We start from the raw sequence: 20,488 nt of genomic DNA, 5'->3' as shown, positions 1-20,488 counted from the left end.
CTTTGCGACTTTTTGAATTTTATAAATCAAAAATTTTTGCCTTTGCGATAATGTCTCAATTTTCTTATCTTTGAGATATGCAGATTTTTGGAAAAGATTTACTCAGAGATATCAAAGCAGCGGAATTATTGGGCGAAAATGCACACAAAATTTATTCTCCGCCTTATCGTCCTGTTTTCAGTTACGAAGATATCCTGACCAAAAATCCTAAGTTTGCAGCCGTCAATATTCTACTTTATCTCAAGAATAACGAATGGCATTTCCCTTTGATTGTTAGAAGTGTGAATGAAAACGACAGACATAGCGGACAAATCTCTCTGCCTGGTGGAAAAAGAGAAAAAGAAGACCCGGACTTTGCTTACACCGCCAAACGTGAGACTTCCGAAGAATTGGGAATCGATGAACATTATGTAAGAATCATCCGTGAGATGTCTCCGATTTATATTCCGCCAAGTAATTTCTATGTTCATTCGTTTGTTTCTTATACCAAGAAAAATCCGGAATTCTTTTTACAGGAAACCGAAGCCGTTGAATTAATTGAATTCCCGATTTCATCTTTACTTAATCTTCCGGACCGGCCAAAAATAATGGCTTTACCGTCTACGAAAGGTTATGAAGTTCCTGTGATCGATTTCAATGGGTATATCATTTGGGGAGCTACTTCAATGATTTTGAGCGAGTTCAGCAACTTGTTAAAAAATGTTTAATTTTGCAGTAATTTCAAGACCTTAGAAATTATAATCAAATATCAATGGCAAAAAAAAATATTTTTACCGATTCTTTTGGAAATATCTATATTCTGAAGAGGATAATTATTTTCATTCTGGGATTAGTTTCTTACAGAAGATTCAATGGTTTTAATAAACTGAAAATCTCAGGAACGGAAAACCTTACGGATTTGCCTGATACCAATGTTCTTTTCGTCTCCAACCACCAGACTTACTTTGCCGATGTTGCAGCGATGTACCACGCATTTTGTGCAGTAAATAATGGTTATCACAACACCATAAAAAATCCTGTTTATCTTCTGAATCCAAAAGTAGATTTCTATTATGTTGCAGCAGAAGAAACGATGAATAAAGGAATTCTTGCAAGAATATTTAAAATCGCCGGTGCAGTAACAGTAAAAAGAACCTGGAGAGCTGAAGGTCAAAATGTGAACAGGATGGTAGATCTTACCGAAGTTGAAAATATTATGAAAGCCTTGGATAATGGCTGGGTCATTACTTTTCCTCAAGGAACCACTTCGGCTTTTGCACAAGGCAGAAAAGGAACGGCGAAATTGATTAAAAATCAAAGGCCTGTTGTAATTCCGATTAAAATTAATGGATTCCGAAGAGCTTTTGACAAGAAAGGATTGAAAATCAAAGTCACTGGTGTGAAGCCTACGATGGAGTTCAAACCGGCTTTGGATATCGATTATGATAATGAATCGGCAACACAGATTCTGGATAAAATAATGCACGCTATCGAGCAAACTCCGGAACACAACCTGCTTCACGATTATGATGTAAAACAGAAAGAGATAAAGTCTCAATCTCAACCATAAAAAAACGGCTACTTTTTCAGTAGCCGTTTTTATTTATTGATTATTAACCTTCAATACTTGGAACCTGAACGTTCTCATTCGCATCTTTTTCATAATCAATTTCATCAAACTGGAAACCGAAAAGGTTAAAAAATTCTTTTCTGTAGCCTTCGATATCACTGATTTCGGAAAGGTTTTCTGTGGTTGTTTCCTTCCATAATTTGGCAACCTCAGCCTGAACATCATCTGCCATTTCCCAATCATCCACACGGATTCTTCCTGCTTCATCCAACGCCACTTCTCCATTATCAGTATATAATCTGTCAGCAAACAATCTCTGCATTTGCTCAATCGTTCCTTCGTGCGTTCCTTTAGCTTTCATCACTTTGTAAAGTAAGGAAATGTACAATGGAACGACAGGAATTGCTGAACTGGACTGTGTTACCAAAGCTTTGTTCACAGAAACATAAGATTTTCCGTTCAAGTCTTTCAGTAAATCATTCAAAACCGGAACGGTTGCCTCCAAATCGTTTTTCGCCTGACCGATGGTTCCGTTTCTATAGATTGGGAAAGTCAATTCAGGGCCGATGTAAGAATAAGCTACCGTTTTAACACCTTCTGCTAAAACGCCTGCTGCTTTCAGATCTTCTATCCAGAATTTCCAGTCTTCGCCACCCATTACAGCGACGGTGTTGGCGATATCTTCCTCATTTTCAACCGGATTAATGGTGATATCAGACACGACACCTGTATGAAAATCAACTGTTTTATTAGTAAATGGCTGACCAATTGGTTTAAGAACCGATGCATAAGCAACACCAGTTTTTGGGTGTGTTCTTCTTGGGGAAGCCAAACTATAAACTACTAGATCCACCTGACCAAGATCTTTCTTAATCAATTCAATGGTTTCTTTTTTCACTTCGTCAGAGAATGCATCGCCATTGATACTCTTTGCGTAAAGTCCAGCTGCGTGTGCTTCTTTTTCGAAAGCAGCAGAGTTATACCAGCCCGCTGTTCCCATTTTGCCTTCAGATGCCGGTTTTTCGAAGAAAACACCAATTGTTGATGCGTCTGAACCGAAAGCAGCAGCAATTCTGGAAGATAAACCAAAACCTGTAGAAGCACCAATTACCAGTACTTTTTTAGGCCCGTTTTTGATTTCGTCTTCCGACTTTACATATTCTATCTGGTTTTTTACAGCCTGATGCGCTCCGTCCGGATGTGCAGTCAAACAAATAAATCCTCTTGTTCTAGGTTGAATAATCATTGTTGAAATTATTTTTAGCATTGCAAATTAAAGAAATTTGAAGCAATTAATAAGAATTATGTGGAAAAAAGCGTATTCCGATTTTGAGTTTTCTTAGGATTAATAATACTTTCCGAGTGTCGTTATTTTTTATTTTGCGCAATCGATTGCACAAGTCAATATTTTATTTAAATTTACCTGCACTCACAATAGTATAAGGTAGACAGTAAAAAGTCATAAGTATAATTTGAGAGTACATTGAGCTGAAATCCTTTTTACGCAACGAAGTGAAGTGAAAAGATTGACTTCGTCGAACCACTTTGTTAGGTTTGGGAGCCCTTCAGCTTCTCTCAGGATAAACTACAGGCTGATTAAGTGCTCAAATAATTATAAATGGTGAATTATTAATGACAAATGATTTTCATTAGACGTTTTTTATCATCAATTTTTTAAATATAAATTCCAATATAAACAATGAAAAAACTGTTAATAGGTCTTGCGCTTTCTGTGGTATCGATGATGTCGGCGCAGAAAAACGACATCCAATATTACATCGAGAAAGCACCTTTCAAATTTGGGGAAATGGTTTTGCCGACGATTCCACAAAAGGATTATAACTTCAAGGATTTTGGTGGTGTTGCCGATGGAAAAACGTTGAATACAAAAGCATTCGAAAAAGCAATTTCTACGATTGCTCAAAACGGTGGTGGAAGATTGATTGTCCCAGCCGGAACTTGGTTAACTGGCCCAATCGAACTAAAAAGTAAAATCGATTTTCACGTTGAAGAAGGTGCGATTGTGCAGTTCAGCAGCGATATCAAGCAATTCCCAATGAGAGAAACTTCGTCAGGAAAATTTGAAGTAACACCGCCGATTTGGGGAAATAATCTGAAGGACGTTTCGTTTACAGGAAAAGGCATTTTTGATGGTGCGGGCGAAGCGTGGCGACCTGTGAAGAAATTCAAAACGACTGCAGGACAATGGCAGGAATTGGTTGCAAAATCCGGAAGTGTTTTGAGTGACGACGGAAAAATCTGGTATCCAAGTGAAGCTGCAAAACGTGGCGAAGAACTGGCTAAAGTGATTACCAAAATGCCGAATGCAACGCTTGATATGTACCAGCAATTGCACCACTATCTGAGACCAATGATGTTCACCTTATCAAAAGTGACGAATCTTTTGATTGATGGGCCAACATTCAGAAACTCGCCGAAATTTGTTATCAATCCTAAACAAATCACGAATCTTGTGATTAGAAATACAACCGTTTATAATCCAAAATGGGCTCAAAATGGGGACGGAATCGACATCAGCGCTTCTAAAAATGTGATTATCTACAACACCAAAGTGAATGCAGGCGATGACGGAATTTGTATGAAATCCAGCGGAACACCGAAAAATGGAGAAGCACTTTTACAAAATATCATTATCTCAGAATGTACTGTGAATGAAGGTCACGGCGGTTTCGTCATCGGAAGTAACACGGATGGCGGAATGAAAAACATCTACGTTACGAACTGTACTTTTGACGGAACTGATATCGGAATTCGTGTGAAAAGTAACTCGGGAAGAGGCGGCGATGTGAGCCAAATTTTCATCGATAATATTGAAATGAAAAACATTATCAAAGAAGCGGTTTTATTCGATACGTTCTATGCTGATGCGCCTGTTGGAAGCACCAAAGAAAGCGAAGCAGCGCAACATACAGGTGAAAAAGTGCCTTATTTTCACGATTTTTATGTGAGCAATGTGAACTGTTCTTCGTCTGAAACGGCGTTTAGCTTTAATGGACTTCCTGAAAAACTCATTGAGAATCTTTTTTTTAAAAACGTGAATATTACGAGTAAAAAGGGAATTATTGGCAAGAACGCACAAAATATCGTTTTTGAAAATGTGAGAATTAATAATTCGACTGATTATAAAATCGACAGTAGCTTGAAAAAGGCGATTGTTGTAAAATAATATCAATGGCGTCCGGCTTTAGCCCGATGTAATTTGAAAAATAGTTCGAGGCTTTAGCCAAAATTTATAATAATTTTTGGCTAAAGCCTTTTTCATTTATCCTATTAAATGGGCTAAAGCCCATTTCTATTGATGAAAATTTTATTTTATATTAATTGAAAAGTCTTCGTTTAAGATTAGAGTTCCTTCTTCTTGTTCGCCTATGAATCCTTTCAGTTTGGAAGTTTTACTTTTCAGAATTAAATCCTGAAGTTGCTTTTCTGATAATTTTTTTCCAAATATTTCAAACGAAACTTTGAAACCACAACCTTTATAATCGGAACATCCAACAGCAGTTTTGCCTTTCATCAAATTGTTTGATTTACATTTTGGACATTGGGTTTCTTCCCAGACAATTTCGGTTTTCGCTCTTGGTTTTTTGTCTTTTGGAGCTTCTTTTTTCTCCTCGTGGAAAGCGATGACTTTGGATTTTCCATTAACGACCTTGTTAGTCAAATCCGTTACCATTGCTATCAATTCTTCTTTGAATTGAGTAGCCTCATACTCTCCTTTTTCGATTTTTCTAAGTTTCGATTCCCATTCTCCTGTCAGTTCGGGACTTTTAAGAAGTTCGTCTTCTATTGTATCAATCAATTCGATTCCGGTTTGGGTGGCAATGAGATTTTTACGTTTCTTTTCGATGTACTTTCTTTTGAAAAGCGTTTCGATGATATTGGCTCGGGTTGAAGGTCTTCCGATGCCATTATTCTTCAGCATTTCACGCAATTCTTCATCTTCGACCTGTTTCCCAGCCGTTTCCATTGCTCTTAGCAAAGTTGCTTCTGTGTATGGTTTTGGTGGCGAAGTTTTCCCCTGATGAATCAAAGGTTCGTGGTCTCCTTTTTCACCGACTACGAAGTTTGGAATCGTCTGCTCCTCGTCCTTATCTTTTTCTTCTTTCTCCTCTTTTTTGTCTTTGGCATAAATGATTCTCCAGCCGGGCTCTAAAATTTGTTTCCCCGAAGCTTTGAAAGGAATCGTTCCAACCTGACCTTCTACTAAAGTATTTGAAATTTTACATTCAGGATAGAAAACAGCAATGAATCGTCTCGCTACCAAATCATAAACCAGCTTCTCTTCCCGGCTAAGATTAGATGAAGGCGGAATTTCTGTCGGAATAATTGCGTGGTGGTCGGTTACTTTTGTGTCATCAAAAACTGCCTTTGTTTTCGGAATAGGCTGAGCCAGCAACGGCACTGTAAACTCCGAATAAATAGTCATACTTCTTAAAATCCCGGCAATTTTCGGATAAAGATTTTCGGATAAATAAGTGGTGTCAACTCTTGGGTAAGTCGTGTATTTTTTTTCATAAAGACTTTGGATGTAATTCAAAGTCTGTTCTGCTGAGAAACCGTATTTTTTGTTGGCCTCGACCTGAAGCCCTGTCAAATCGAACAATCTCGGATTTTTTTCCTTGCCTTCTTTGATTTCGAAAGAGACAATCTCAAATTGATTCTGTTTGAGATATTCCAAACCTCGTTCCGCTTTTTCCAACGATTTCAATCGGTCAATTGACGCACTGAAAAGCACATCGCGATATTTGGTTTTGAGCTCCCAGTAGTCTTCCTGTGTAAAAGCGTCAATCTCTTTTTGACGCTGAACAAGCATCGCCAAAGTTGGTGTCTGAACTCGTCCAATCGACAAAACACCCTTGTTTCCACCAAATCTTTTTGTGAATAATCTCGTCGCATTGATTCCCAAAAGCCAATCACCAATAGCTCTGGCATTACCAGCCAAATAAAGATTTTTGTATTCATCAGCCGGTTTCAAATTTTCAAAGCCTTCTTTTATGGCATCTTCTGTCAAAGAAGAAATCCACAACCTCTTCATTGGTTTGTCACATTTCGCTTTCTGCAAAACCCAACGCTGAATGAGCTCTCCTTCTTGTCCGGCATCACCACAGTTAATGACCTCATCGCATTCTTGAACCAATTTTTCTATGGTTTTAAATTGTTTCTCAACGCCATTGTTATCAATCAGTTTGATTCCGAAGTTTTTGGGAATAATCGGAAGGAAAATTAAATCCCAGGATTTGTAATGCGAAGCGTAATCGTGCGGTTCTTTCAAAGTGCAAAGATGACCGAAAGTCCAGGTAACGCAATAGCCGTTTCCTTCCATATAACCGCTTTTGGGCGTTGTAGCACCCAAAACTTTGGCTATATCACGGGCAACGCTTGGTTTTTCGGCAATACAAAGTTTCATCTTAATTTTTATTGTTTTTAAAGTCAGATGGAACGTCTAGACGTTTCATTGATTTATGCTTGAGAAGGTTTGCAAAAATGCGATTTTTAAATTTAAAAAGCGAGGGATTTTGAACACAAAGTTTATAAAGATTTTATTAATTGATTGAAAACATTTTAGGGTTCACAGAGGCGCTTCGCTTATATTAAAATTAGAATTAATTTTTATTTTTGAACGCAAAGAGTGCAAAGATTTTTTTATTATTATTGAAAATATTTTTAGGGTCGCAAAGACGCTTCGCTCATCAAAGAAATAAAATTAAAACATCCAGTTCGTCATTCCGTAGGAAACCTAACGAAGTGGTTCGACGAAGTCAATCTCAACAGTCTAGATTCCTACGAAATGACAAAATTGTGTTTTAGGATAATTGTTGTATTGATGTCGAATCTGCGCCCAGACTTATCTCGTCTTTATAATTTATTTTATGGAATCGATGAGCCACTTCGTTAGGTTTGAACGGAGCTCAATTCCTGTTATTACGATTGTTCAAAAGTTCAACAGATTGCTTCACTTTGTTCGCAATGACAAAAAAAAGCGGGAGTAGGAAGCGGAAATAGGCGCCTAAAATGAGTAAAATAAAAAATCCCTCCAAAGTGTGAGTCTTCGGAAGGATTCATAAGAAAATAATAATAAGAATTTTTTGATGAAAGTCTTCGACGTAGTTTATATTGAGCGTAGTCGAAATACTCAGACTGACATTGTGAATCTAAATGTTATAAGCCAGCTTCAAAAACTTTAAGCAGCTCTGTCTGCTGGACAACATCATTTTTGCTGTTAATCAAATTATAATTCGCCTGTAGCCAGTTATTTCGGACGACGAAAAATGTGTAGGCATCCATTAATCCTTCTTTGTATTTTTCTTCGGATTTTTGGAATGATAATTTTTGGTTTTCGAAATTGGCTTCCAAAAGATTGTATTTTTCCTGGGCATTCAGGAATTGGGCTTTGATGGAATTGATGCTTTTTGTCAAATCATTAATCACAATATCTTTATCATAATTGGAATTGATGACATTCAGTTTGGCAATCTCGACATTGTTTTTAACCTGCAGTTTGTTGAAAATCGGAATATTGAGTCCGAAACTTAATTGCTGGTTTTTGTTGGTTTTGATTTGGTCTGAAAAATTGGACGGAGCTGGCTGTCCCAAGACTTTGTTATAAAAACTTGACCAGATGTAAGAGCCGTTCAAGGTTGGCAAATAGCCAGATTTTGCAACTTCTACGCTTTTCTGCTGGGCTTTGATTTCTGCGAGAGTCGTTTGATAAGCCGGATTTTTTTCCAGAAGATTTTGGATGAAATTAGCATCGTTAAAATTTGAACTTGCCAGATTTTCTTCGGCTATTGTAAAATCCAGCGTATCTTTTGTAATCGCCAAAGAATTTAATAAATTAATTTTAGAAAGGTCCCTCTGATTTTTCGCAGAAACCCATTGTTCCTGCATTGTTCCAAGGTTGGCTTTGATATCGTAAATATCACTTTTGGGACGATTGCCTATTTCCACTTCTTTCTCCGTGCGTTTAATTTGGTCTTCGATTCCGGAAAGCTGTGTTTCTAAAACCTCGAGCCAGCTTTTGCTGTTCTGATAAGTGAAAAACATCTGAATGACATTCAGTCTAACTTCATTCTGAGCCTGTTTCATTTTGAAAGTCGAACTTTCCTTGTTGATTTTGGACAAAGAAATATTAAGATAATTTCTCCAGTTCAACAGTTCCCAATTAGCCTGTGCATAGAGATTATCCGTTTGCGTATTGATGGCTTCACGCTGGTTATTCTGCTGATTGATTCCGTTTCCGAAATTATAATTATGATTGACTCCAGCATCCACAGACGGTAACAGCATTCCTTTTGCGGCAGAAATCTGTCTTTCATTTTTCTGAATATTAACCGCAGATTGTTTTACCAATGGATGATTGGCTGAAGCATAATCCAGACATTGTTGGAGTGTCCAACTCTGCTGAGCGGGAAGAAGATTGATTAATAATATGAAGAGTATTTTTTTCATAATAGTTTGTCGTTGACAATTTTAATTTTTGGGATATGGAATCGCTTTGTCTAATTCTATCGGATTATAATAATTTTTGATGCTCTCCTGAATAAATTTTCTTTTCTGGTCCAGCTGTTCTTGACTTGTGATTTTCTCTCCTCCAATAATCACTGTTCCGCCAGTTTTAAGATTATTTCTCATCTCGGCAACCGGGTCACTGTAATAATCGAGCTTTACTTTTTGGAATTGTTTCAAATTGACTTTCACAGGCTGATTCCCATAATGGGTTTCCAGAAAATTAGTGGTTACGAAAGTCTCCGGAAGATTGATGCTTTTTGACAATGTGTAATTGTAATCACCTTTATCATCCTGCAGTTCGAAAATTAATCCTGGCAAACCTCTGAATTTGTAAGGTCCTTCGTGAAAAGGAATGGCTGAACAAAACCAAGCAGTCCATTTTCTTCCGCCGAAATCCGTGGTTGCTTTTTGTAATGAATATTCAGCATTTTTCTTAGTTTCCTTTTCGATTTTCCAATTCATTTCGTCTTTGGAATCAATGACAAAATAATCGAACATATTGTCGTGAAAAGCTCTGTTCTCGTTGGAGTTAGCTTTTCTCAGAATCAACTGGTCAGATTGTGTATTAGTTTGCCAATTTTCTCCGGTTTTCTTGCTGATAGAATCATTTTTTAGAAAATCGTAATCGTAAAATTTTGTATAATCTTTATCAATGTCCAAAACCATATTCATTTTCATTGGTTTATCCTTAAGTTTCATTTCCATTTCGTAAATGAATCTGTTGGTCTGTGCGGAAAACAGATTGATAATTAATGTAAATGTTAAGATGATTATTTTTTTCATTTTATTCGTATTTCAAGTATTTAACAAGGTTGATTTTGGTTGCTCGGTAAGCTTTGAAACTTACGACTACAAATGTTAAAATCAATAATAAAAGTAAACTCAAAACGTAAGGCCAAACCGGCATATCGATTCTGTAAGCAAAATCTTTCAGCCATTCATTCATTGCATAATATCCGAAAGGCATACTGATTAAAACTGCTATCACACAAATCAATAAGAACCTTTTAGTCAAATCCCAAACGATTGTTTTTTCATCGGCGCCAAGAGTTTTTTTGATGGCAACATCTTTTAGTTTTTGCTCTATTAATAATGATGATAAAGCGAATAGTCCCAACAATGCAATCACCAGAACCACAATGTTCAAAGTGGTGAACAAGGTCTGCTGCTTCTGGAATTTCTCATATGTTTTAGCAAATTGTTTATCTACAAATTCAAAATCGTAAGGATAACCAGGTTCTGCTTTAGTTGTCCAGAATTCTTTGATTCGTTCAAGGGTTCCATTGATATCATTACCTGAGATTTTTATCTGGAGATTTCCCATATTATTTTTTGCCCAGTTTCTATCATAATTGAAAAACACCATTGGTTCAATCGGTTTATCCATTCCCGTCATATAGAAATCCTTGACAACACCAATGATTTTATAATTGTGACCTTTTTCTTCCCAACCTGTAATCAATTCTTTTCCAAGCGCCTGATTCTGATTCCAGCCCATTTTTTTGATAAAAGTCTCATTAGCAATCGCTCCGGAAATCGTGTCAGAAGCAAAACGCAAATCCATATCTCGCCCGGAAGCAAATTTGATTTTGTAGAATTTGAAATAATTATAATCAATTGCACCTACGATAACATTTTCCACTGACTTGAGTGTATCTAATGCACTTCTTACAACGGAAGCATTCGAAAATCCCATACCTATGGAGTTGATAGAACCCGTGATGTCTTCAACGCCTGCTATTTTTGAAACTTCATTTTTCAGTCGGATATATTTTTTTGAATTATAATCATTCTGCCAATCCGTTTTTTTGAATTGAATATTAATGACTTGGTCTCCTTTGAATCCCAAATCTTTATTCATCATATAATTGACCTGAGTATGAATAACCAAAGAACAAATAATGAAAAATGATGAGATAATCAACTGCAAAGTCAGAATAGAATTTCTTAGCCAAATACCGTGTCGGCTTCTGGCGAAATTGCCTTTCAAAGTGTTGATTGGTTTGAAATTAGCAAGGTAAAGTGCCGGAATCAAACCTGAAATCAAGGAAAAAACAATCAATAATAATCCTGTGTAGATAAATAGATTCGGGTCATTTAGTTTGATTTCTTTGTTGAGGAATTTGTTATACGTGGGAAGCAGAAGTTCAACCATTGCAAAAGCGACAATATAAGCTACAAAACAAATCATGAATGTTTCCAATAAGAACTGTAAAACCAGTTTCGATTTTGTACTTCCAACCACTTTTCTCACACCCACTTCTTTAGCTCTTTGAGAAGCCTGCGCCGTTTTCAAATTGATTAAATTAATTCCCGACAGCAACAAAATTAATGCAGATAAACTCAATAAAATTATAATTGATTTTTTATCACCTTTCTGCACACCTTCACTTTTGGCCTCCAATTTCATTTTGCTGATTGGTGTCAAATAAACTTTCGCACTATTTTTTTCATCATATTTCTCGCCCCATTTTTCTGACAAAATCCTTTCCTGAGCAGCCTGCTGGTCGGAAAGTTTTTTCTCCAAATTTTGAATATCAGTCCCTGGTTTAATTTTGAAATAACCTATATAACTGTAATTGGTCCATTGCGAATTATTCTGTTTTCCAATATCAGGATGTTTCATTATAAAACCAGGTTTGAAAACAGAATTTTCTGCAGGGTTTTTATAAACTGCCGTAATCACATATTCTTTATTCTGGGAATCATCAATTTTAACCGTTTTGCCAATACAATTCTGATACTCGTCTCCGAATAATGACTTTGCAGTTTCCACAGAAAGAGCCATTTTATTATCATCACTGATGGCATTTTTGAAACTTCCCGCAATTCTTTCGAATGGAAAAAAATCAAAATAAGAACCCGAAGCACGGCAAGATGAAGTATAAGCTGAATTCTTCCCTGCAATCAGTCTTGTCTTGTAATGGCTCCAAGAATTGGCAATCGCATAATCTTCTATCTCAGAAAACTTCTCTTTGGAAACTGTCAATTCCGGATAACTGGAAGAAGGCATAATCCCAAAAGAAGCATTTCCATTTTCTATAAAATAGATCTTGTCCTTATTAGGATTATGCTGCTCGTAAGATTTCTCATCCTGCCAATGGATAAATATCAATAAGAATACACACAGCCCTACACTCAATCCCAAAATATTGATGATGGTGGAAAGCCAGTTTTTTCTGTAGTTGATGAATGCTATTTTGAGCCAGTTTTTTAACATAGTTTCGTTTTTAGGTTGGAAGATGGATGAGGGAAGATGGATGTTAATTATTATATGGAAAAACTTCCAGCATCCATCTTCTAGCTTCCATCTTTATTCATATTTCAGGTATTTTACCAAATTCACCTTCGTCGCCTGATAAGCTTTGATACTTACAACTGCAAAAGTCAGTATCAATAGAGAAATCAAACTAAGGACGAACGGGAAAACCGGCATATCAATTCGGTAATCGAAATCCTTGAGCCATTCGTTCATCAGATAATAACTGATCGGAATACTTATTAAAACTGCAATGAACGTAATCCAAAGAAATTGCTTCGTCAACCCAAAAATTAAATTTCCGTCTGATGCGCCTAAAGTTTTTCTGATCGCCACATCTTTCAGCTTCTGCTCGATCATTAATGATGACAACGCGAATAATCCTAATAAAGCAACCATCAAAACCATTGCGTTCAGGATGGTGAAAAGTGTCTGTTGTTTCTGATATTTAACAAAACTTTCAGCGAATTTTTTATCGATAAAATAAGAATCAAAAGGATAACCAGGCTCTACATTTTTCTGCCAATAAGACTTTATTCTTTTTACCGTTCCATCGATATTGTCCGGTTTTATTTTCAGCTGAATGTTATAGACATTATATCGTTTCCAGTCTGTTTCCCTGTAATGGAAAAATACAATGGGTTCAATAGCTCTTCGGGGATTCAGAACGTTGAAATCCTTTACAATCCCTACAATATGGTAAGGTCTGTTATCGAATCCCGGGCGAACTTCATTCTTAAATGCCTGATCATCCGTCCAACCGAATTTGTTCACAAAAGCTTCATTGACCAAGACATTGGTAATAGTATCGGAAGCAAGATCCGGATTGAGCCAACGTCCTTTTTTAAGCTTCACATCCATAAACTGGAGGTAATTATAATCCATAGAACCGTGCTGCGCAAAGATGCTTTTATCCATATAATCTATATTAGAATTGCTGAATCTCCCGCTTCCCGGAACCGCTTCTCCGTAAGACACATCGGCAACACCTTCTATTTTTCTCATTTCATTTTTGATGCGCTCATATTTCAGCCAGGGCTTGTCGCTATTTTCACTGAAATTAATCAGGAAAACCTGCTTTCCGCTGAAGCCCAAGTCTTTATCCATCATATATTTCACCTGTTTGTTAACGATTAAACCACCAATGATAAAGAATGACGAAATGATTAATTGCAATGTCAAAATCCCGTTTCGTAGCCAAATACCGTGTTTACTTCTGGCGAAATTTCCTTTCAAAGTTTCAATAGCTTTGAAGTTGGCTAGATAAGTAGCAGGAATCAATCCCGAAATCAATGTAACCGCCAAAACCATCAAGAATGAATAGAAGTAAATATGCCAGTCATTCATCACGATTTCCTTGTTGTAAAACTTGTTGAAGCTTGGTAAAAGAAGCTCTGTTAAAGCCAAAGACAAAAGATATGACGCCAAACAAATCACAAAAGTTTCCAACAAAAACTGAAGAACAAGATTGGATTTGGTACTTCCAATTGCTTTTCTGACGCCGATTTCTTTAGCACGCTGAGATGCCTGAGCGGTTTTCAGATTAATAAAATTAATGGCTGATAAAACAACAATCAAAACAGAAAGCGTAAACAGAATCATCATCGTTTTGAAATCTCCATTTCCAAACCAAGAGGCTTTGGCGTGCAGTTTTATCTTGTCAATCGGCGTAAACAAACTTCCTGTAGGACCATACAGTTCCAGATATTTTTGAGGTGTAACCCCTGCACCTTGCGCACTGATTTTTGCTCGGTACAAAAAGATATTGTCGTAGAATTTCTGTTGTAAAGCTTCTACATCTGTTCCGGGTTTCAGCAAAAAGAAACAGCCGTAATTGAAATTCCCCCACTGTTCTTTATCACCCTTCATCTGCTCATACGGCGAGAAGATAAAATCCGGTTTTATCTGGCTGTTCGCTTCAGGCAATTCATAAACTGCGGTTACAACAAAACTTTTATTATTGATTTTCACAGTTTCTCCTGCAACATTGGTTTTACCGAAGAGATTTTTGGCTGCTTTTGTGGAAAGTGCCATTACTTTATCACCCTTCAAAGCATCTTTATAGCTTCCGGAGACCAATCTGAACGGGAAGAAATTAAAAAAACTTTCTGAAGCCGACATTCCTTCACCCTGATAAACGGTTTTGACTTTCGTGGTCATTTTATAACCCATCCCCGAGCCATTGAACAAGACAAAATCCTTAACCTCCGGAATCACTTTTACAGCACGCTCTGCCATTGGAACAGAAATATTATTTCCGTAGGTATTTTCTGCTTTGTTGTGAGTTTGGAAAGCGTAGATGTTTTCCTTTTTTGGATTCCATCTTTCGTAGGATTCTTCATCATTCCAATGCATCAGGATGAGCATAAATCCTGTCAGTCCAATCGTTAATCCAAACAAATTAATGATGGTGGAAAGCCAGTTTTTTTTGTAATTGATGAATGCTATTTTGAGCCAGTTGTTTAGCATAGTTTCGTTTTTAGGTTGGAAGATGGATGAGGGGAGATGGATGTTAATTATTATATGGAAAAACTTCCAGCATCTATCTTCTAGCTTCCATCTTTATTCGTATTTCAAATATTTAACTAAATTCACTTTTGTTGCCTCATAAGCTTTGATACTTACGACTGCAAAAGTCAGTATCAATAATAAAATCATACTCAGGATGAATGGTAAGACCGGCATATCGATTCGGTAGGCAAAATCTTTCAGCCATTCGTTCATCAGATAATAACTGATCGGAATACTTATTAGAACCGCAATTAACGTAATCCAAAGAAATTGTTTCGTCAAAACAAAAATTAAAGTTCCGTCTGATGCGCCCAACGTTTTTCTAATCGCCACATCTTTCAGTTTCTGCTCAATCATTAATGAAGACAAAGCAAATAATCCTAATAAAGCTACCATCAAAACCATTGCGTTCAGGATGGTGAAAAGTGTCTGCTGTTTCTGATAAGTTTCAAAAGTTTTGGCAAATTGCTTATCAATAAAATAAGAATCAAACGGATAACCCGGTTCTACATTATTCTGCCAATAATTTTTCAATCTTTTAACAGTTCCGTCGATATCGTCTGCTTTTAATTTCAATTGAATATTACTGACATTATACCGTTTCCAGGAAGTTTCTCTGTAGTGGAAGAATATCATCGGCTCTACTTCGCTTTTTAAGCTTCTGATGTTGAAATCTTTCACAATTCCTATGATATGATAAGGTTTGTTATCGAACCCCGGTCTGACTTCCCTTTTCATTGCCTGCTCATTGGTCCATCCGAACTTTCTCAAAAATGCTTCATTAACCAATGCATTGTCAATTGTATCTGATGATAATTTCGGATTTAGAAAACGTCCTTTCAGAAGTTTAACATTCATAAACTGAAGGTAATTGTAGTCGATTGAACCGTGGCGAGCCTGAATACTGGTATTCAGATAATCCATATTAGAACTGCTTTGATTGTTGCTTCCCGGAGGCGCTTCTGAAAAAGATATACTTTCTACACCGGGTATTTTAGCCATTTCTGTTCTCAGTCTTTCATATTTCAGCCAAGGTTTTCCGTTATTGAATTCATTGAAATTAATCTGAAAAATCTGATTTCCATTGAAACCTAAATCTTTGTTCATCATATGTTTTACCTGCTGGTTGACAATCAATCCGCCGATGATAAAGAATGACGAAATGATTAATTGCAAAGTCAGGATTCCGTTTCTGAGCCAAACACCGTTTCTGCTTCTTGCAAAGTTTCCTTTCAGGGTTTCTATGGCTTTGAAATTGGATAAATATAAAGCAGGAATAAGACCGGAAATTACCGTAACCAAAACCACCATCACCAATGAATAGAAGTAAATATGCCAGTCGTTCATCACGATTTCCTTGTTATAAAACTTATTAAGACTTGGCAAAAGAATTTCTGTGAGCGCTAATGATAAAAGATAAGATGCAAAACAAATCAGGAAAGTTTCCATCAAAAATTGCAGAACCAGACTGGATTTTGTACTTCCAATCGATTTTCTAACCCCAATTTCTTTCGCACGTTGAGAAGCCTGCGCTGTTTTAAGATTAATAAAATTAATGGCTGATAAAATCACAATCAGAACAGATAAAGTAAACAGAATCATCAATGATTTGAAATCCGGTTTCCCGAACCAGGTAGATTCTGAATGCAGTTTTATTTTATCAAGCGGGGTTAGCAGTGTATCTGTCGGTCCGTAAGTATCAATAAACTGCTGAGGTGTCATTCCGGAACCTTTAGAGTTTATTTTTGCCCGAAGCATAATAATATCCAGGAATTTTTTCTCAAAGCTTCTAGGATCAGCACCTTTTTTCAGTAAAAAAAAACCGGCATAATTGAAATTGCCCCAAGCTTCTTTATCATTTTTGATTTGCTCAGCAGGTTTGTAGACAAAATCAGGCTTCATCTGGCTGTTTCCGGCCGGCAGTTCATAGACTGCTGTAACAATATAATCTGTGGTGTTAATTTTTATCGTTTCGCCTGCGACATCCGTTTTTCCGAAAAGATTCTTTGCCACAACATTAGAAATAGCAATGTTGTTATCATTTTTGAGAACGTCTTTATAACTCCCGGCAACTAATTTGAATGGGAACAAGTTGAAAAAATTCTCTGAGACCGACATCCCGCCTTTCTGATAAGCCGTCGTATGTTTGGTGGTCATTTTGTAGGACATATCAGAACCATTCATCAAAACATAATCTTCGACTTCCGAGATTCGTTTCAATGCATTTTCTGCCAAAGGAATTGAGATAGCACCTCCATAAACATTATCTTTTTTGTAATAAGTCTGGAAATAATAGATATCATCCTTTTTCGGATTCCACTTTTCAAAGGATTCTTCGTCATTCCAGTGCATCAGGATGAGCATAAATCCTGTCAAACCGATGGTTAAACCAAACAAATTAATGATGGTAGACAACCAGTTCTTTTTATAATTGATAAAGGCAATTTTGAGCCAATTTTTAAACATAATTATTTTTTTGTTGCAGGAAGGATGCTGGATGTAGGAAATTTTTCACCTAACATCCATCATCAGACATCCTTATTTAACAATTATTCGAAGTTTTTTGCGTCTGCTTTTTCGAAAACATCTTTTCTTTGGGAAGAATGTTCTTCGGAGAAAATTTCACCATCTTTCATATTCACGATTCTGGAAGCGTAACCTGCATCGTAAGACGAGTGCGTTACCATTGCAATCGTAGAACCTTCTCTGTGAAGTTCTGCAAGGAGATTCATTACCTCATTTCCGTTGGAACTATCTAGATTTCCTGTTGGCTCATCGGCCAGAATTAATTTTGGTCTCGTTACCAAAGCCCTTGCAACCGCTGCTCTCTGTTGTTGACCGCCGGAAAGCTGCTGTGGATAATGTTTCGCTCTGTGAGCGATATTGATTTTCTCCATAATCTCTTCCACTCTTCTTTTTCTTTCTGAGGAGGAAACACCGTTGTAAATTAATGGTAATTCAATGTTTTCATAAACTGTCAGTTCATCAATCAGATTAAAATTCTGGAAAATGAAACCGATGTTTTTCTTTCTGATCTCTGATTTTTTCTTTTCAGAAGTTCCAATAGTTTCAACCGATTCAAATTGGTAAGAACCTGAAGAAGCGCTGTCTAAAAGTCCAAGAATATTAAGAAAAGTGGATTTTCCACAACCTGAAGGTCCCATTATCGCAACGAATTCGCCCTCTTTGATTTGCAGGCTTACATTGTTAAGCGCATTGGTTTGAACATCTTCTGTTTTATAGACTTTTGAAAGGTTTTGAATGTTTATCATTATAGTATATTTTTTTAAATTATGATTCCGAATTTTTTATTTTTAAAGTCAATGACTATTGTTTTATCGAGGAAAAAAACATTTCCCATTACTCCGTCGAGCCCCTGTTGTTCAAAGGAAAAGTAATCTTCGTCTGTAAACCAAAACTCTTTGGTATTGAATACCGATTTTCCGATGATCACATTTTTATTGGTTTCTATTGCTTTTACAACCAGAGGATTATTAAAATTTCTGATATTAAAGTTTTCAATAATTTTGGATGAATCAATTAAGTTTTGAAAATTCTTTTTATAAGAAACTATTGGAAAAATACTTGCACCCGTATCATATTGAAAATGATACACTTTACCATCAATCTCTACAGGAAGAATCGGTTTGTTATTAATAATCTTGATGTCAACAAAATCAATTTTTTTAGTGGTTTTTAATTGTTCACTTACAGTTATTTTTTGGTTAGGAAAATCAATAATCAGATATTTATTTTGAAACAAATCTGCTCCCACAACACCGCAAGCTTCCTCCTGTTCGAAGTTCAAAAGCCCGTTAAGTTTATAATTCTCAACTTTTAATTTTCCAACACTGAAATTCTGATGATCGACAGTGAAAACTTTGTGTCCAGCTGCTTCCATTGCTTCATCTACTTTCTTATTCTTAATAAACTCTGTTTTTTCAAAGCATTTATCATAGATTAAAGTCATATTAGCACCTAAATCAAATTGAAACCGATACGTTTTGTTTTCGATAGTGAAAGGCACGCTCATTGCGATTTTATCAACTAATTTCCCATTAATAGAATCTTTTTCCCATTTAAAATCAATACTTTGCCCTTTAACAAAAAGACCTATAATGACTGTGATTAAAAACAATAATCGATTTTGCATTTTAGTTTATTGATTGTTTAATTATTGTTTCCAGTTTTTCACAGTGTAATTCACACTCGTATTTTTATCCAGTGACAAAGAAACATCTTTCCCTTCTTCGATTCCGTCGATTTTCCCTTCTGTTTCCCAGTTTCCTTTGGTTAATTTGAATTTCAAATCAGGGTAAGTTTTGAATGTAATTTGTCTGGTTGTTTCACCGGTTTTATTAAGTTTAATGACGTTAGGATTCCAATTCCCGATGCTTGACTGATTACCTGTAATATAAACATCACCGCTGTTTTCGGGAACATTTACCGTTAAATTCACTTCGTATTTTACATTAGATAAACCCAATTTTGTTCTCACTTTTTCGACACTGGTTTCATCCAAAACGTTTAGCAATTCAGGAACAAAATCTTTAAACGATTGATATTTTTTACGGTTGTTTTCATATACTTCCATTTTCTTTTCAAATTCAGGAATCAGAACAAAGGAATAGTCATTCATATGTTGTTTTCGTAAATTTTCAGCCAATTTCTGATTGCCATCAGCCAGCGCAATTCGGATTTCTCCAGTTCTTACGATATGCTCGGCAACACAAGACGGCCAGTAAGAATAACCGTGCATCGCCATCTTATCAACAAGAGCCTCAGACATCAGATTACTGCTCTTGTTAATCCTGTCTTCATATGGGCCCAAATGCGGGTTGACAAACGAATGCCCGAACTCGTGTGTGATTAAAAAGTTGAGCGTTTCCGGATGATCGAAACCAAATTCTTTATAATCCCTGATATTATTTTTCTTTTCCAGCGGAAGATAAGGACTGCTGATCATATTGGCAATCTGCCCTTTGTCAGACTTAATCATTGGGCCGTTGCCGTGCCAGAAGACCGGAATGTTAGGCATAATATCCAACGGATTAATCCAGAATCTGTACGCCAGAAACCTCTCGCCATAATATTGCTCCATTTTAGCCATATAGCCAGCCGGAATATTTTTTCTTACCTCCTTCTTTGCACCTTCTAAAAAATGACTTTGATCTTTGAAGAATTTTCCCAGATTTCTTTCGATGTAAAATTCTCTCAACTGTTCGGCGAATTTCTCCACTGCTTTTTTCTTCGCATTATCATTTTCCTCAATCTGGTAAGCGTAGCCTTTTGCAGGAAAAATATTGTGCTTCAGTAAAACCTGATAAGTCAAATCCTGTTGCTGGCCGGCAACCTGCAGATAATCCTGCATCGCTTTGATGATTTTCGAATTATCATATTTTTCCATTTCTCTGTTCGCCAAATCTGCCAAAGGTAAATGACCGATGTCCGCTTTCCCGTCGATGTAGAAAAGTCTTCCCTGATGTTTCGCTACAAGATATTCGACAACGGAATACGTGGCAATATTTGGGTTGAATTCCACATCCACTTTTGATTGAGATTTCAGATTCACCGTCAATAAAAACATCATCAAAGTCAAAATGCTTTTATTAATCATCTTTAAGGTCTTCATTTTAATC

13 protein-coding genes are annotated in these 20,488 nt (G+C 36.5%); 3 read left to right on the top strand and 10 right to left on the bottom strand.

Translation table 11 applies throughout. The features are described 5' to 3' along the window. Positions 1-77: 77 nt before the first annotated feature. Both BXY58_RS08015 and BXY58_RS08010 read left to right on the top strand, forming a co-directional pair. Positions 78-707 carry an NUDIX hydrolase gene (locus BXY58_RS08015; RefSeq protein ID WP_120213347.1) on the top strand — a complete coding sequence of 210 codons (630 nt, stop codon included), beginning with the start codon at positions 78-80 and terminating at the stop codon, positions 705-707. A 44-nt stretch (positions 708-751) separates the two neighbouring features. Next, positions 752-1,549 (top strand): lysophospholipid acyltransferase family protein, encoded by a 798-nt coding sequence (locus tag BXY58_RS08010; protein ID WP_120213346.1) that lies wholly within the window; start codon positions 752-754, stop codon positions 1,547-1,549. A gap of 43 nt (positions 1,550-1,592) precedes the next feature. Here the strand turns inward: BXY58_RS08010 and fabV are convergent, their stop codons facing one another. Further along, on the bottom strand, positions 1,593-2,795 hold the full coding sequence (gene fabV / locus BXY58_RS08005) for an enoyl-ACP reductase FabV (RefSeq protein ID WP_120213345.1): 1,203 nt from the start codon (positions 2,793-2,795) through the stop codon (positions 1,593-1,595). Positions 2,796-3,248: 453 nt separating this feature from the next. Here fabV and BXY58_RS08000 point away from each other — a divergent pair, with 453 nt between their 5' ends. Beyond that, on the top strand, positions 3,249-4,736 hold the full coding sequence (locus tag BXY58_RS08000) for a glycoside hydrolase family 28 protein (RefSeq protein ID WP_120213344.1): 1,488 nt from the start codon (positions 3,249-3,251) through the stop codon (positions 4,734-4,736). Between the two features lie 141 nt (positions 4,737-4,877). On the opposite strand, the gene BXY58_RS07995 is transcribed toward BXY58_RS08000, so the two are convergent. From BXY58_RS07995 to BXY58_RS07955, 9 genes are all read right to left on the bottom strand, one after another. Continuing rightward, complete coding sequence (locus tag BXY58_RS07995; protein WP_120213343.1) at positions 4,878-6,977, bottom strand: type IA DNA topoisomerase; 2,100 nt, start codon at positions 6,975-6,977, stop codon at positions 4,878-4,880. 752 nt (positions 6,978-7,729) lie between these two features. After that, on the bottom strand, positions 7,730-9,019 hold the full coding sequence (locus BXY58_RS07990; protein ID WP_120213342.1) for a TolC family protein: 1,290 nt from the start codon (positions 9,017-9,019) through the stop codon (positions 7,730-7,732). A gap of 21 nt (positions 9,020-9,040) precedes the next feature. Continuing rightward, positions 9,041-9,862, bottom strand: coding sequence for a GLPGLI family protein (locus BXY58_RS07985; protein ID WP_120213341.1), 822 nt, complete (start codon positions 9,860-9,862; stop codon positions 9,041-9,043). Between the two features lies 1 nt (position 9,863). Further along, on the bottom strand, positions 9,864-12,299 hold the full coding sequence (locus BXY58_RS07980; protein WP_120213340.1) for an ABC transporter permease: 2,436 nt from the start codon (positions 12,297-12,299) through the stop codon (positions 9,864-9,866). A gap of 93 nt (positions 12,300-12,392) precedes the next feature. Further along, entirely contained in the window at positions 12,393-14,807 is a 2,415-nt protein-coding gene (locus BXY58_RS07975) for an ABC transporter permease (protein WP_120213339.1), read from the bottom strand. A 93-nt stretch (positions 14,808-14,900) separates the two neighbouring features. Continuing rightward, positions 14,901-17,315, bottom strand: a complete 2,415-nt coding sequence (locus BXY58_RS07970) for an ABC transporter permease (RefSeq protein WP_120213338.1) — start codon at positions 17,313-17,315, stop codon at positions 14,901-14,903. Positions 17,316-17,398: 83 nt separating this feature from the next. Further along, positions 17,399-18,121 (bottom strand): ABC transporter ATP-binding protein, encoded by a 723-nt coding sequence (locus BXY58_RS07965; protein WP_120213337.1) that lies wholly within the window; start codon positions 18,119-18,121, stop codon positions 17,399-17,401. 14 nt (positions 18,122-18,135) lie between these two features. Beyond that, complete coding sequence (locus BXY58_RS07960) at positions 18,136-19,002, bottom strand: pepsin/retropepsin-like aspartic protease family protein (protein ID WP_120213336.1); 867 nt, start codon at positions 19,000-19,002, stop codon at positions 18,136-18,138. 21 nt (positions 19,003-19,023) lie between these two features. Continuing rightward, on the bottom strand, positions 19,024-20,481 hold the full coding sequence (locus BXY58_RS07955; RefSeq protein WP_120213335.1) for a DUF4932 domain-containing protein: 1,458 nt from the start codon (positions 20,479-20,481) through the stop codon (positions 19,024-19,026). Between the last annotated feature and the right edge of the window lie 7 nt (positions 20,482-20,488).

The sequence above is a fragment of the Epilithonimonas arachidiradicis genome (assembly GCF_003610695.1).
In the GTDB taxonomy this organism is placed as follows: domain Bacteria; phylum Bacteroidota; class Bacteroidia; order Flavobacteriales; family Weeksellaceae; genus Epilithonimonas; species Epilithonimonas arachidiradicis.
Note: the sequence above shows the minus strand (reverse complement) of the source record. Positions and strands in the feature narration are given on the sequence as shown.

Bases quoted from the DNA above. Each gene is read 5' to 3' on its own strand.
- BXY58_RS08010 (WP_120213346.1), top strand. From the start codon at position 752: ATGGCAAAAAAAAATATTTTTACCGATTCTTTTGGAAATATCTATATT.
- BXY58_RS07955 (WP_120213335.1), bottom strand. From the start codon at position 20,481: ATGAAGACCTTAAAGATGATTAATAAAAGCATTTTGACTTTGATGATG.
- BXY58_RS08000 (WP_120213344.1), top strand. From the start codon at position 3,249: ATGAAAAAACTGTTAATAGGTCTTGCGCTTTCTGTGGTATCGATGATG.
- BXY58_RS07960 (WP_120213336.1), bottom strand. From the start codon at position 19,002: ATGCAAAATCGATTATTGTTTTTAATCACAGTCATTATAGGTCTTTTT.
- BXY58_RS07990 (WP_120213342.1), bottom strand. From the start codon at position 9,019: ATGAAAAAAATACTCTTCATATTATTAATCAATCTTCTTCCCGCTCAG.
- fabV (WP_120213345.1), bottom strand. From the start codon at position 2,795: ATGATTATTCAACCTAGAACAAGAGGATTTATTTGTTTGACTGCACAT.
- BXY58_RS07970 (WP_120213338.1), bottom strand. From the start codon at position 17,315: ATGTTTAAAAATTGGCTCAAAATTGCCTTTATCAATTATAAAAAGAAC.
- BXY58_RS07975 (WP_120213339.1), bottom strand. From the start codon at position 14,807: ATGCTAAACAACTGGCTCAAAATAGCATTCATCAATTACAAAAAAAAC.
- BXY58_RS08015 (WP_120213347.1), top strand. From the start codon at position 78: ATGCAGATTTTTGGAAAAGATTTACTCAGAGATATCAAAGCAGCGGAA.
- BXY58_RS07995 (WP_120213343.1), bottom strand. From the start codon at position 6,977: ATGAAACTTTGTATTGCCGAAAAACCAAGCGTTGCCCGTGATATAGCC.
- BXY58_RS07965 (WP_120213337.1), bottom strand. From the start codon at position 18,121: ATGATAAACATTCAAAACCTTTCAAAAGTCTATAAAACAGAAGATGTT.
- BXY58_RS07985 (WP_120213341.1), bottom strand. From the start codon at position 9,862: ATGAAAAAAATAATCATCTTAACATTTACATTAATTATCAATCTGTTT.
- BXY58_RS07980 (WP_120213340.1), bottom strand. From the start codon at position 12,299: ATGTTAAAAAACTGGCTCAAAATAGCATTCATCAACTACAGAAAAAAC.